The 13005-nt window shown below is 50.5% G+C and carries 19 protein-coding genes and 1 pseudogene; 7 read left to right on the forward strand and 13 right to left on the reverse strand.

Features of this window, described 5'->3' with window-relative positions; genetic code table 11:
- Positions 1–7: 7 nt before the first annotated feature.
- The 13 genes and pseudogenes from LVQ77_RS17100 to LVQ77_RS17160 all read right to left on the reverse strand — a co-directional run bounded on the left by LVQ77_RS17100 (position 8) and on the right by LVQ77_RS17160 (position 8833).
- The gene (locus tag LVQ77_RS17100) at positions 8–463 is read right to left on the reverse strand and encodes a YbcN family protein (protein WP_232905075.1); all 456 of its coding nucleotides are present in this window, start codon (positions 461–463) and stop codon (positions 8–10) included.
- Between the two features lie 152 nt (positions 464–615).
- Positions 616–810, reverse strand: a complete 195-nt coding sequence (locus LVQ77_RS17105) for a hypothetical protein (protein ID WP_232905076.1) — start codon at positions 808–810, stop codon at positions 616–618.
- Between the two features lie 591 nt (positions 811–1401).
- On the reverse strand, positions 1402–3285 hold the full coding sequence (locus LVQ77_RS17110; protein WP_232905077.1) for a DNA cytosine methyltransferase: 1884 nt from the start codon (positions 3283–3285) through the stop codon (positions 1402–1404).
- Positions 3286–3557: 272 nt separating this feature from the next.
- Positions 3558–4028: pseudogene (locus LVQ77_RS17115) on the reverse strand (class I SAM-dependent methyltransferase); the annotation flags it as partial.
- Positions 4029–4041: 13 nt separating this feature from the next.
- On the reverse strand, positions 4042–4221 hold the full coding sequence (locus LVQ77_RS17120; protein ID WP_232905101.1) for a hypothetical protein: 180 nt from the start codon (positions 4219–4221) through the stop codon (positions 4042–4044).
- Position 4222: 1 nt separating this feature from the next.
- Positions 4223–4873, reverse strand: coding sequence for a hypothetical protein (locus tag LVQ77_RS17125; RefSeq protein ID WP_232905078.1), 651 nt, complete (start codon positions 4871–4873; stop codon positions 4223–4225).
- Complete coding sequence (locus LVQ77_RS17130; protein WP_232905079.1) at positions 4870–5328, reverse strand: hypothetical protein; 459 nt, start codon at positions 5326–5328, stop codon at positions 4870–4872. Before LVQ77_RS17130 ends, LVQ77_RS17125 begins: the two co-directional genes overlap by 4 nt.
- Positions 5325–5615: a sugar-binding transcriptional regulator gene (locus LVQ77_RS17135; RefSeq protein WP_232905080.1), complete on the reverse strand. Its 291-nt coding sequence runs from the start codon at positions 5613–5615 to the stop codon at positions 5325–5327. Before LVQ77_RS17135 ends, LVQ77_RS17130 begins: the two co-directional genes overlap by 4 nt.
- A 10-nt stretch (positions 5616–5625) precedes the next feature.
- Positions 5626–6999 carry a replicative DNA helicase gene (locus LVQ77_RS17140; protein ID WP_232905102.1) on the reverse strand — a complete coding sequence of 458 codons (1374 nt, stop codon included), beginning with the start codon at positions 6997–6999 and terminating at the stop codon, positions 5626–5628.
- Positions 6999–7838, reverse strand: a complete 840-nt coding sequence (locus LVQ77_RS17145) for a replication protein (protein ID WP_232905081.1) — start codon at positions 7836–7838, stop codon at positions 6999–7001. Before LVQ77_RS17145 ends, LVQ77_RS17140 begins: the two co-directional genes overlap by 1 nt.
- Positions 7831–7977, reverse strand: coding sequence for a hypothetical protein (locus LVQ77_RS17150; RefSeq protein WP_232864972.1), 147 nt, complete (start codon positions 7975–7977; stop codon positions 7831–7833). The genes LVQ77_RS17145 and LVQ77_RS17150 overlap by 8 nt, the downstream gene beginning before the upstream one ends.
- Before the next feature lie 83 nt (positions 7978–8060).
- A complete protein-coding gene (locus LVQ77_RS17155; RefSeq protein WP_232905082.1) occupies positions 8061–8603 on the reverse strand; it encodes a toxin YdaT domain-containing protein in 543 nt (180 codons plus the stop codon).
- Positions 8604–8605: 2 nt separating this feature from the next.
- Entirely contained in the window at positions 8606–8833 is a 228-nt protein-coding gene (locus LVQ77_RS17160) for a transcriptional regulator (RefSeq protein WP_232905083.1), read from the reverse strand.
- 85 nt (positions 8834–8918) lie between these two features.
- On the opposite strand from LVQ77_RS17160, the gene LVQ77_RS17165 reads away from it, so the two are divergent.
- The 7 genes from LVQ77_RS17165 to exoX all read left to right on the forward strand — a co-directional run bounded on the left by LVQ77_RS17165 (position 8919) and on the right by exoX (position 13003).
- A complete protein-coding gene (locus tag LVQ77_RS17165; RefSeq protein WP_232905084.1) occupies positions 8919–9551 on the forward strand; it encodes a transcriptional regulator in 633 nt (210 codons plus the stop codon).
- Between the two features lie 184 nt (positions 9552–9735).
- Complete coding sequence (locus LVQ77_RS17170; RefSeq protein WP_232905085.1) at positions 9736–10011, forward strand: hypothetical protein; 276 nt, start codon at positions 9736–9738, stop codon at positions 10009–10011.
- The gene (locus LVQ77_RS17175) at positions 10011–10205 is read left to right on the forward strand and encodes a DUF1482 family protein (RefSeq protein WP_134186846.1); all 195 of its coding nucleotides are present in this window, start codon (positions 10011–10013) and stop codon (positions 10203–10205) included. Before LVQ77_RS17170 ends, LVQ77_RS17175 begins: the two co-directional genes overlap by 1 nt.
- 174 nt (positions 10206–10379) lie before the next feature.
- Positions 10380–12011 (forward strand): RecE family exodeoxyribonuclease, encoded by a 1632-nt coding sequence (locus tag LVQ77_RS17180; protein WP_503489115.1) that lies wholly within the window; start codon positions 10380–10382, stop codon positions 12009–12011.
- Positions 12011–12187, forward strand: a complete 177-nt coding sequence (locus LVQ77_RS17185; protein WP_232905087.1) for a hypothetical protein — start codon at positions 12011–12013, stop codon at positions 12185–12187. The genes LVQ77_RS17180 and LVQ77_RS17185 overlap by 1 nt, the downstream gene beginning before the upstream one ends.
- Complete coding sequence (locus LVQ77_RS17190; protein WP_232905088.1) at positions 12184–12351, forward strand: hypothetical protein; 168 nt, start codon at positions 12184–12186, stop codon at positions 12349–12351. Before LVQ77_RS17185 ends, LVQ77_RS17190 begins: the two co-directional genes overlap by 4 nt.
- On the forward strand, positions 12335–13003 hold the full coding sequence (gene exoX, locus LVQ77_RS17195; protein WP_232905089.1) for an exodeoxyribonuclease X: 669 nt from the start codon (positions 12335–12337) through the stop codon (positions 13001–13003). Before LVQ77_RS17190 ends, exoX begins: the two co-directional genes overlap by 17 nt.
- Positions 13004–13005 lie beyond the last annotated feature (2 nt).

Consider the following 13005-nt stretch of genomic DNA (forward strand, 5'->3'; position numbering starts at 1 on the left):
GCTCACCTCACTGATTCTGCTGGTCGCGCAGCTGCTGATACTCGCAGCCGTGCGGGATAGTGAGGAACAGGCCGAACTGAGCGCACCACATCTCGACCTGGCATAGGAAGTGATGCATTTCCCCTGCATCCAGATCAGAAGTGTGTCGCGGCTCCCACGTTGTGGCTTTCTCGCCAGTGATGAAATCGGTGTAGGTGATTTCCACGCTGCCGAGATAGGTTTTCTTGAGGTTGCGCTTCACCCACTCGGGAGTTGCTTCGATGCGGCCCGAACGAATCAGATACTCACTGATTTCTCCGTACCACATATGGCTTAACGCGTTCTGCGGTAGGCTGCGTTTATCGCGCCATGGCTTGAGTATCAGGCGATAGCAATCACCACCAGCTAATAGCGGTTGTAGCTGTTGCCCGATAGCATCGAAGTTCGTCTGGTGAAGGCGAATGCCATCTTTTGGAAAGTTCACGCGTCACCCCCATGGGCGAACGCTGAATGCAAAGAAACGCTGGCGTCGGATAACGTCAGGCGAGAGAGTTCAGAATGGTAGTATTTTTGCGCCATGGTGTTCACTCCGTGGCGCTTTGCTGCTCCGTTGCCGCTGTTCAGGCGGCGAAACAATTATGACAGTAGCCTATCTTTTTCGTCAACGTTGAAACTAGCTTCTCGTTGCAGGTCTAGCAGTTCCGCAAGGGACATGACGTACTGATCATCCCTGACTCTTTCGAGGCCAGTAATTTCACCATCTTCACAGGTAATCACAAATTTACCCCCCTGACTGACGATATTAATCACCTCAGCGACCTCAATACTCACATCAACCCCCTCGGGTACTGACTAATTTTCGGGACCCAGAATCCCACTTTGCAAAGCCATCTCGGCTATGCGTAACCACTGTAGCAAAGTCGACTTTTTTCCTAATAACCTGCGCGGAAACAAAAAGCCATAAAAACTGCATTCAGTAGTTTTTGCTACCACAACACAAACAAACAGCACATAATAACTGTATGTATAAACAGTACTATTTTCTTTTTCCAAGTATGCACAAAAACCATGTATCTATGCAAGGTTATTTATCTGGATGATTTTAATAATCTTTTTCGCTACATTAGATCAAAATTTGATCGTTAGTGTTAACGAATGCCGAGCGGCAAATATGTCGAGGTTAACTGATTGAATGGCTGCGTTTCGTCACTTCATGTCACGCAATGACACAGGTCGGTGTCGACCTAAACGAAACCTAGACGGCCACTAGCGCTGATAGCAGGTTGAAAATTTGTTGCGGTTCTGTGCTTGCTAATTAATCAGTTTCATTGATCAATGCGATGCTATCGATCGGTAAAATCGATCATAGAAGGCAGTAAAAAGGCCACTGCTTAGGTGGCCTGTATGTATGCTTGCTTTAACTCATGCCGCCTGTTCTTTCACTCCGCATAGCTCAGGGAGATTAGCGCGCACCAATGCCTCAGCAAACGGAGGCGGTACCGCATTGCCGCAGCGAGCGACTTGCTTATCCTTGGCATACTTAACGCCTCGGTAGTCCTGGTCGATGATGTACCATTCAGGGAAGCCCTGGGCGCGATAAAGCTCATGCGGCTGAAGCATGCGCATGCCAATGTCGACTATCCGATAAGTCACGCCTTCGACGGTCACAAACTCTCGATAATCATCACCGCAGTACTCACGCAGGAAAGCCGATACCTGCTCTGCGCGCTGCTCGTCATACTCATCGACCGCCAGATAAGTCTCGACGTTACCAACGTGCAGGCCACCAGCCGTTAAGCCTGGTGCCGGAGCGTCAACCACTCGACCGTCTTTGCATGTTCCCCGCAGCATAACGAGATGGGATGTAACCAGAGCGTGGTGGTCCACTGTCGTCACCGAATGCACGGGCTCATTCATCGAGACACCCGGCCCCGTGTAGTTACCGCCAAAGTGCTTAACAAGGTTTGCCGCCACTACAGCGAATTTACCGCCGCCTGCAGTAACTGTCCCTAAAGGTTTTTCAACCTGAAGCACTCGAGGAGACTGCCCCGGGCGTTCGCCATATCCCATCTGGATTAGTGTCGCTGCGCATAATTGGCTTTTACCGCCGCCACCGGCAGTGATGGTACCGTTTGGTTCTGTCACTGCGTGCCCAATGCTATTGCCAAACTGACGACCAACAAACGGCGCGATGTAAGCTTCAACGATGCCCAGCGCATGACCATTCCCGCCAGGGCGCTTTGACGTTCCAGCGGTTACTGTCGGTACCGGTTCGCGGCAATCCTGTCCGGTCGCGCCAGTTCTGAACTTAGTGATGTGCGGTACCACAATCGCGTAGCCATGCGTTTTGGTGATGGTCTGCAATGGCTCAGCCAGCGATTGTCCACGGAAGCAGTCGTACTTAGTGCGCGTGCTGGTGTGATTGCACTTCACGATGAACGGCGAAGGATTATCGATAACGAAGCGCTGAATACCCCGGGCAATGCGTTTAAGCGTATTGGCGGCCAGCGGTCGCTTACGCTCAAAGATACTCGGGCAAACCAGCGACCAGTCGATACATTCCGCAGCTGTGCGCCACGGTTTGAGTGTGCTGTTTAGCACTCCCAGCGACTTAGGGTCACCATGGGATGGTTCAGGCCAAGTAACCGGCTGCCCGTCACAACGCATCACCATGAAGAAGCGTTTGCGGATTGTTGGTGCGCCGTAGTCGCATGCTCGCAGCTCGCGAGAATCAACGTCATAACCAAGCCCGTTAACCAGGCGAAGTGCGTCACTGCTGTTTGGCGCTATACCGAGGAAGTCACAAGCCTCATTTAACGCAGGATGCCAGGCATCAATACCAGCACCCAGCATACCAACAAAAGCCGCGAAGGTTTCACCGGCACGTTTCGGGTCTGGTCGCTGTTCCCCGGTTTCATCCACCAGCAACGGCCCCCACGTTTTGAACTCTTCGACGTTCTCCAGCATCATCACGCGAGGGCGAACCGCCAGCGCCCAGCGAAGCACAATCCAGGCAAGTCCTCGAATCTCCCGCGCTACCGGCTTCGAGCCTTTCGCTTTGCTGAAATGGCGGCAGTCAGGCGAGAACCACGCCAGGCCAACAGGATTGCCGGCGGTCGCTTGTTTCGGGTCGATATCGAACACTGATTCGCAATAGTGCAGCGTGTCCGGATGGTTGGTCGTGTGCATCGCCACCGCGTTCACGTCGTGGTTTATTGCGATATCCACACTGCGACCGATAGCCATTTCAATGCCAGTACTCGCGCCACCACCACCAGCAAAGTTATCAACGATGATTTCTCTCACGCGTATTTCTCCATGGCGCTGGCCAGCGAACGAGCTGCAGTGATAATCGACGGTACCGGCATTTGCTCCAGCCACATGCGATTGATGTGATGCTTCAGGCGGCGCTGGTGATGCGCCGGTAATACACCGGCACTTTCAACCTGGGAATAAACCATACCGACCTCGGCAGGCCATACTGTTTCCTGAACGTCCACCAGCAGCAGAGACTCAAGTTCGACGATGCGCTTTGTCGCGTACCGCACGAGAGTTTCCAATCCGTTATCCATGGCGTGGCCTTTGACGAAAATAATCCAGTGCGTCTTATCTTCTTTGCCAGTGCGCTGCCCGATTATTGGTTTCTCTGGTGTAAGGGCCAAAATATGGCTCACCGGTATCTGGGTTTCGTTCCATTTGAAGATGAGCACGCCGTGTGGTCGCAATACCCTGAACGCCTCAGCGAATCCGGCACGCAAATCATCGCGCCACGTTTCTTTGTTCAATTTCCCGTATTTCTTGCCCATCCAGGAACTATCACCAACACGCTCAAGGTGTGGCGGGTCGAACACAACGACCGGGAAAGAATCGTTATCGAACGGCAGCGCGCGGAAGTCTGCAATCAGGTCAGGACGAATGACCAGGCGGCGACCGTCGCAAAGCGTGTGCTCTTCGCTGCGAATGTCGGTGAACACAGCTCGGTCATCCTCCTTATCGAGCCAGAACATTCTGGAGCCACAGCACATATCGAGAATTGACGGCATTGCCATCGCACCCTGAGAATTAGACATTGCTGGCCTCCTTAGCAACAAAACGAGATGGTGACCAGTCGCAGTAAGTGTCAGTTTCGACGTGTCCAAAAATTGCTTTGCAACGGTAAATGTGGCGGCAATCTCCGCATTTAGTCCCGGCAGGTAACTTCATCTTGTCTGGGTCTGCCGGGTCGTAGTTCAGCGCTTCGATGTTATTGCTCATAGCGTGGTCTCCATTCTTCGCAGCTAATATCTCGGCATCCGTCGAAATCGTATGGGTTAAGTTGCCAGCTTATTTTTCCGCAACATGGACAATTCCAGCGCACTTTCCCGGATGAACCCTTATGGCGCTTGTAGCGCTTAATATGATCAGGTGTTTTCAGCCCTGCGCCCTGAATCATGCGGCGGCGGTCGAGAAGGTTGATGTTGAAAGTTCGAAGCTTAACCGCATCAGCGAGATGGAACGGAAGCCATACAATTTCAGCGCTATCAGTAGGCGATTCAAAAGTTGATGCCTTGCTGAAATCGGTAGTTGGTAGCGAGCCATTGCACAACCAGTACAGGTCGTTTCCATCCCATTGACCTTTAACGAAACCGACATATTTCACGCAGCCAGGTTCGATAGTGGTTTTACCTGGTACGTACTGATGGTCGACGTGGAGAACGGTGAGAGCGTCAATATCATCGGCAGAAACCGGCAACTCAATCTCCCGGCCGTTGTCCCATGCCGCTTGTGCTTCTTCACGTGTGTACGTATGGGCAAGGCCAACATTGGTGCTATAGCCGTTACCATTCACACAATGAAAAGACATATTGGTGCCGACAGTTTCGCGGGTGCAGGCCAGATAAAAGCGATTTTTCATTTTCCAGCTTCCTTACGCAGCTGTGCGGCGTGATAAACCGAGTTGTTTGCATATGACTCAATCCAGTCAACCAATGAACCCATGTCAGTCACGGCCGGGTTGTCGAGAATACTCTCGTATATCTCCTTAGCTTCGCTGGCTCGAATGCTTGCAATGGCGGCGTCGGTGGATGGGGTTTGAAGCGTTCTTAAATGACGCTGGCGCCAGTCGATTTTCAGGGTTGGATATTGCTCTTGCTCAAAAGAATCGTCAGATGCAGCGCGATTTTCAGCCCATGACTTTAGCCCGGAATTCTCAACCGCCAGATTTACCACCTGCTTATTTAGCTCGTCGGCACGCACACGCTGAACTGCCAGTGCGTCAGCCAGCTCTTTCACCAGCTTTGCAGATTCAGCATCAAGCCCTTTCGCCAGTGCATAACCTGCTGTGACTAATTCCTGAGTTTTAGTATTCATGCGCGCACCTCGGCAAGTAAACGGTTAAGCAAAGCCATGTTAGGGCTCAGGCCAAATACAGGCTTATCGGTATCAGGCGCAGTAGGTTGCAAGTGGTAACGCATCTGCCCATTCACTCCGCTGCTTTCGATGATTCTTTCCCGCTTGAGCAATGCCAGCCCGGAGCCGACCGTTGTCGTGCTGAGATTCAGCGCCTCCCTGATTTCGGTGTGAGTACAGCCTTCATGCTTACGGATGTACGCTTCAATCAACTGGCGGCCTGTTTGTTTTGTTTGTTTAGTCTTCATCAAATATGCCTCACACGTCTGCGCCGGCAGAGTAGCGGCGTCCGGATTGATTGGTATTGGTTTGCTGGCGGGATGCGTTGCGCGCCTCGACCTGGTCACATGGCAGAAAGTGGCCGTTGATAAATTTCTGGTACACCGTACCCAGGGTGCCGAAGCGATTTTTTGTCACAATGATTTCGGCATAAGGCGCTGCCGGGGAATCCTCGTTGTAAACCGCGTCTCGATACAGCATGAGGATCATGTCTGCATCCTGCTCAATGCTGCCTGAGTCGCGCAAATCAGAGTTGTTCGGGCGCTTGTTTGGGCGCTCCTCTACTTTCCTGGAGAGCTGGCTAAGTACAAGAACGGGCGTTCGTAGCGCTTTGGCCATGCGCTTGAGACTTCCTGAAATATGCCCAACGGCAAGGTCATGGCGATCAGCCTTTGGCATATCAATCAGCGTCAGGTAATCAGCAATAACAAGTGACAGGCCGGGATGCTTTTGTTTGTGCCGGGTTGTGATGGCTCGAATTTGTTCGACGTTCAGTTTCGATGCGTCGACAATCCAGACATCCATATCAGTCAGGCGCCCTATCCCGCTTGAAACTCTCGCCCAACCTTCATCGTCCATCTTCGCTGGGTTGCGTAGGACTGAAACTGACATTCCGCCAGCGCCTGCCAGCTGTCGCTCAATGACCTGCATAGAGCTCATTTCGAGAGAGAAAATCAGTACGCCACGTCGTTTCCCTTCGCTGCATTTCTGCTCGCCAACACCGCTGGCAACCGTTAACGCAAACTCTGTCTTACCCATGCCCGGGCGTGCAGCAGCGATAATCAGGTCTTCAGGGTTAAACCCACCCGTAATACGGTCCAGTTCTTCAATCCCGGTTTTTAGCGTGTCGGACTCATCCCCCATGGTTAGCCGCGCTTCCAGCTTTGTTGCATAGCTATCCAGCAGCTCATTCATGTGAATAGGCCTAATTTCGTCCTGTGGCTTGCGGATAGTTTCGATACGCGCCACCAGTTCGAGAATGGCTTGTTCGGCGACATCCGTTGTGCCAGCCTCAATGCGGTTGTATGTGTCCGTCATGGCATGAAGCACCTGGCGGCGTTCATAGTTCGCATTCACCCGACCAGCATAACCACGCAGGTTTGCAGCACTTGGACATGCCCGATAGGTTTCCCACACATCAGCGAAATGCTTTTCACCCATGGCCTCAGCCACCAGCATGGTATCGATGAGGTTGCGCATTTTTGCCTGGCGCTGAATCTCACGGAACATTGCCTGATACAGAGGGATCGAAAACGCTTCTGGCTCCAGGGTGGCAATCACTTCACCGCTTTCAGGCGTCATTCCGCTAATCAGAAGACCGCCAATTACACTGGCTTCCAGTTCCTGAGTAATCATTCAGCCACCTCACGCTCAGCAAATTTACCTTCACGAACGCCAACAAGGGTTGTTTCGCGGAGCATGAAATCGAAATCAGCACGCCATCCTGACTTGCTGTCTCCGAAGTAATACGACCGGGCCATTCGTGAGAACGCGGAAAGGTAGGCTCGGAAGCCATCGACGTTTGGAGTTTTCAGGCGTGGAAGCAGTTGTTTGATAGCCCGGCGACGCTTGTCTGTCAGGTCACGAGCATTCGGAAGGCGATCACCGAGAATGTCGTTGTAAGCATCTAAAAACGCCTGGTAGGGAATGGTAGGTGCCCGTTTTTTGGATTCTTGTTCTGCCTGACCTTCTTCCTCCCCCTGTGGGGGTAAGGGGGTATTATCTTTTATATTTAAAGTATTTCTTTTGTGTGCTCCCAAAGCGGGAACATCTTGTGTATCCGGTTTGGATACATTTTTTGTTCCCGATTTGGATACAAAGTTACCTATTTGGGAACACTCAGGAATTACCCACTCATCAATGTTCTTATTTGGCCCAATCTTCCCGGCTTCAGAGATGAGAACCTTCATAGAAATCAATTCGTTCTTCGCTATGTTTGCTTTTGAGCGGCTGATACGGGCTATCTCAGCTAACTGGCTGTCTGCAATGCGGTCCATTTTCTTCTTGAAGCCGTAAGTTTTACGGCAAACAGCATGTGCGACCTTGGCCTGATTGCGTGTCAGATTGGCACCGATAAGCTCCTCGTAAAGCCGCATAGCAATCATGATGAAACCATCATCCAGATCTGCCACCTGACGCTCCACGACCGCCAGTGTCGGTCTGATTGGTGTTACTGTTGCGAGGTTACTCATGCCCCTGCTCCTTGCGCTTCAGTTCTTCCAGAATTGCACGAAGCTTCTCTGCCACCGTTGGATGAACAGAATGTTCGAGACGGGCCCGAGTATTGTTTTTATGTACAGCTGTCTGGTAATGGCGCGGTTTTTTTGCCATTATTCCTCCTGCATTTACTGACGTTTGTGCACCTGAAAGTCGCTTCTGTTCCAGCAGAGCGGCTTTCGCCATTTTTGAACCTGTCATATCACCCCCAGCATGCTCGTCACCATTTCCATCAATGGGCCGGTCAGTGCCGGGTCAACACGAAACATCTCCACAATCCCCTCGCTCAGCTCCTTCAGTTTTTGATGAGTTGGCGCATCAAGCGCAACTGCCACCTTGGCCTCGCTGGTTTCTTTCTCCAGTCGTGCCAGGCGCATCATGATGTTGTCCGCAGGAACTAGCCGGCCGCGAAACTCCAGCGGCAGAACAGCAAGAATTGATGGTGTGAGCTTCTGGATGTTCTCCCGGTATTTCTCAGAGTTGAATTTGTTGTCCAGGTACCGAAATAGCTTTTGGCGCCCACGGCTAATATCATCGGGAAAATCAATTCCCTCGCCGCCGCTAGCATTCCATTGCTCAATAATCAGAGCTGAAACAATGTCCTGATTGTCAATTGCAGCCGCCCAGGAGCGGACAGCATCGCGAATCACTTCATGCTCATCATGCTGCTTTGGTTGATAACGATTTATCATTGGAATGAGGTTCAGCTTGCTATCATCTTGAAATGCGAGTGTTTGCATGGTTATGCCTCCTGCTGCGGTAAACCATCGGTTGGGTTTGGATAAATATCAGGACGCAACTCATGAGGAGTTACACCGGTTAGTTCAAAAATTGCGATAACGCGCTCAACAGGAACTACACCTGATGAACGGCTCCGCCAAAAGCTAACTGTCATTGGGGATACACCTAATCCTCTTGCCAGAGCTGATGCTGAACCTGCTTCGTCAATAGCTTTTTCCAGGGGTGTCATGAGGAACTCCATAAATAACTCGTGGAAACAATTAAACACCACGTTTAAATGACAGTCAATTAATTTCAACATGTGGTTTATTTATATGCTTAAACGCTTTGTTTATACTGTTTCCATGAAAGAAAAACCCATTAAAAACTCTGCGTTATCAGATCGCCTTACTAAGGTCCTTAAAGCGAAAAAGCTTAAGAAAACCCGATTGGCGGAAATGGTTGGTGTAACGCCACAGGCAATAAATAACTGGTTCAACCGTGGGGAGCTGGGGCGTGAGTCTGCACAGAAAGTTGCGGATGCTTTGAATGTGTCTATCGATTGGCTTTTAAATGGAGATCCGGAAGATATCCTCACCATTGAGCAAATCAGACATAATCGATTTTGTGATTTTTTTAAGGATGGGTTCCCTGAAGGGATAGAGGATTCTGAACGTGAATTGCTAGAGGAAATTTATCAAGGAAAGGTTCTTATAAATGACAGGATAGCACGGCGGATAGAGCTTGATTATAAGCTCCCTTATGCTGCTTTGGATTACGATCCTAACCATACGCCGATAAATCCACTTCAAAAATTGGCTGATGAAGAAATTGAACTTCTCCATTTATTTCGCCAAATGCCAAAATCAGCAAGGGCTGAAATGCTGGCAATGTTTAACAGTAGAGTTAATCAATACGCAGCAATTTTCCAAGAAATGCTAGAACGAACTCAAAAAAATCAGAACTAAAAAATCACATCTCTAAGGCCGGCTATATGCCGGTTTTTTTTCGCCCATAAAATATTTTAAACCTCCTGTTGAAATAATCTTGACGCATTTTTAAACCTGTTGTTTAATTAACTCCATCAACAACGCGCTGCGTTGCTCCGATAAACGTTCCGCCAGCCTGGCGATAAGGGCAAAGGGGATTGAGATGATTAGCTTATTTAAACAGGCAGCAAGCATTTTCCAGTTTCATCGCCGTCCGGTTGCACCGGTGGTTCACGTTCCAGCATACCCGGAGCTGGCTAAAGGTCAGGCTCGCCACTTCCGCGACAGTGTAACCATGGCGCCATGGCTGGTGTCATTCAACCGGGACTCAGGCATTTACTACTGCCAGCCAGTTGGTAATACGCGGTTGATTCGTCAGCCTTACATTTGCAACAAGCTGGATAAGCGTCTGGTTCCTGCAGGTACGGGGATCCACTGATGAGCACCCTATTCGCTTTAGTACTGACGTTAGGCATGACCAACGGTGATTTTCAGGATGTGGTGTTGGGAGTCTATGACAACCAGGCGCAGTGTGAGCAGGCAGCTATAGAGCAGAATGTTGTCGGTGATTGTTACCCGGTCGACGGTCTGATTCGCAATGATGAGCAGCCAGCAGTAACAACGAAGTTTTAGCGATATGGGAATTCCCATATCGGGCGTGTAAAACGCAAAAACCCGCGCAAGGCGGGCTCTACGTCCAGCGGTACCGGCAAAGTGCGCTGGAAATCTGATTAACCAAAGTAACCACCCAATGGGCGCTATCAATGGCTCGGGGATCTTACAACCTTTTGGAGCGTAAAAACAATGATGTTCGCCTATCTAATCAAGGCTCGGCCTAAAGCAGGTAAGCCAAATATGTTCACCTGGTTCGATTGCAAATCTGAATCTCGTGCCGATCGTGAAATCATGAACATTCTGGAAGATAACGACATTGAGACAGGACGCGGCGCTGATTACATGCTGCCGGTTCGAACTAACGTGCCAGTGTTCGATGATTTACCAGAAGAGCGCGTGCTGGATGCTTCATGGGGTGAGCGCTACGAGCTCGCAGATGACAGTAAGACTTGGCAGAAGATTGTTGCTGTTGTTGATGCAACACCTGAATCTCCAGTCATTGCAGATGCCCCTGCCCCTACTACCGAAATTATCGCAACCGCAGAAACTTCGTCGGCACCAACTGCCACAGCTGATATCACCACTGCGGATAAAGACCTGGTTGTTGATGCTAATGACGATGACCTCACTGAATACCCAGTGGCGGAAATGGCATTCGGCAGAAGACTGCTTTCTCAGCTTATCAGTACCGTTACCGCTCATCATATTAAGCACGCGCAGCGTGTTCATATTATGGAGATGTCGCTAGATACCGATAACAGCTACGTCCAGAACCTGTTACTGGCAGCCAGAAACGCGCCAGGACTTGAAGACCTCAGCACCGCGCAACTGTGGAAATACACCTATGCCATCAAAACTGTATTCCCAATGGATAAGCGTCACGAACTGACCCGCGTCGTTCAATTCTCTAATTTATGGCTGACCACAGAACATATTGATCGCGGAATTCTGGTGCGTGAGTGGGCCGCAGGTAATTACATCACGTCCGTTCAACGCACACCCAGCGGTGCAAACGCAGGCGGAGTAATCCACTCTGATCGCCTGACGCCACAAACTGCGCTTGGGTTGGAATATGAAATTGCGCAGGGAATATTAGCTCGTAACAACGAGTTTGATATTTATAACCCCCCGATGGAAATCGACATTATGACTAACAGCATAATGAACAAATACGAGAATCAGGAGTTTCTGGCTACTCGTGAGATTTTCATCTCGATGCCTGGCGGTTTCGACTTCTCCCGCGCCTGCAATGTAGCAACGGTTAAAACCACCCCTCCAGGGTTATGGAAAACACCGGTTCAACACCTTGAGTATCTGAACAGGGTTATGACTGAAACGGATCATGCCCACCCCGATCCACTCATTGTCGACATTGCGTGCGGTCGTTCCTCGCTACCAATGCCGATGACTGTAGAAACAAATCAAACATCCGTCGAAGAAGTAAACAAACAACTGGCCGCTGCACGAGGCGAGTTTGTAGAAGGTATCAGCGACCCGAGCGATCCGAAATGGGTGCATGAAGACCTGGCTAAAGCCACCTCAAACGAAGTCGAAAAAGAAGAAATTCAGCCAGCGGAGAATACCAGCGATGAGCAGATGGAAACGACTGACGGTAACGAAATCTCGGGTGGTGTTGCGGTTTCAGCAAGCGAAGGTACTGATGCAAATGATCCGCAAGCAGCTGCCGTAGAAGAACCGGAATTAACTGAAGCAGAAGAAGAAAGTTCAGCTCAGCAAATCCAGAACCTCACGCAGCGCATTGAGCGCCTTGAATCAGCACTTGCTGCCATGTGTTCTGTTTTCAGTGCTGAGGAGGTGGCGTGATGAGCCGTTACTGCTCGCAATGCCTGGCCCTGCGTGAAGAAGAAGATCTGGTTAAACGTCCTGTCCGCTTTTACACAGGCATTCGTCACCTTGTGTTTTGTGCTGACAAGAAATGTGATGACAGCTACTTCGCATCCCATCCGCAGCGCTCGCGCAGTCGTCGGAGAATGGCATGAACCATGAAATCCAACGCCAGCAGGCTATGACGCTCATCGCTATGTTGTGCCTGACTTACCACTTAACGCCAGCTGACCTCGAAGAAATCGCCCACCAGCTCGCGCACTTTGATGCTGTATGTGATTACAGAACTCAGGGAGTAAACAATGTTGCGAATCATTGATACCGAAACCACTGGACTGGAAGGTGGGCCAGAAACCGTAGTTGAAATAGCCAGCGTCGATATTGTCGACGGTGTGATCTGCAATCCGATGAGCGACTTCGTTAAGCCACTGGAGCCGATTGGCTTTGAAGCAATGGCCATTCACCACATTACCGAAGATATGGTGGAAGGTGCCCCGCTTCTCGGTGAAGTGATTGGCCGTTACCTGGGTGCAGAGGTCTACGTTGCACATAACGCGAAGTTTGACCGCTCAAAGCTCCCGCAAATCGATGCGCCATGGATTTGCACAGCGAAACTGTCCCGCGCCCTTCTACCTGAGCATAAGAGCCACAGCAATCAATACCTGCGTTATAGCCTGGGCCTGAAACCTGAGTTACCTGAAGGTTTGTATGCTCACCGCGCGCTGTATGACTGCTACGTCACGGCTGAACTGCTGATTTACATGGGACGCCTGGCTAAGTGGACCATTCGCGAGATGCGAGAGATTTCCAGTAACCCATCGCTGATGAATGCGATTCGCTTCGGCAAGCATAAAGGTCTGACGTTCGCCGAGATTGCAAAGGTCGATCCGGGCTATCTGCGCTGGTTGGCTGGTAACAATGATGACGAAGATATCCTTTTCACCATTAAGCACCACCTGGCCGGGGGTTAAGT

The organism is Buttiauxella cochleicola (assembly GCF_021282435.1).
Lineage (GTDB): Bacteria > Pseudomonadota > Gammaproteobacteria > Enterobacterales > Enterobacteriaceae > Buttiauxella > Buttiauxella massiliensis.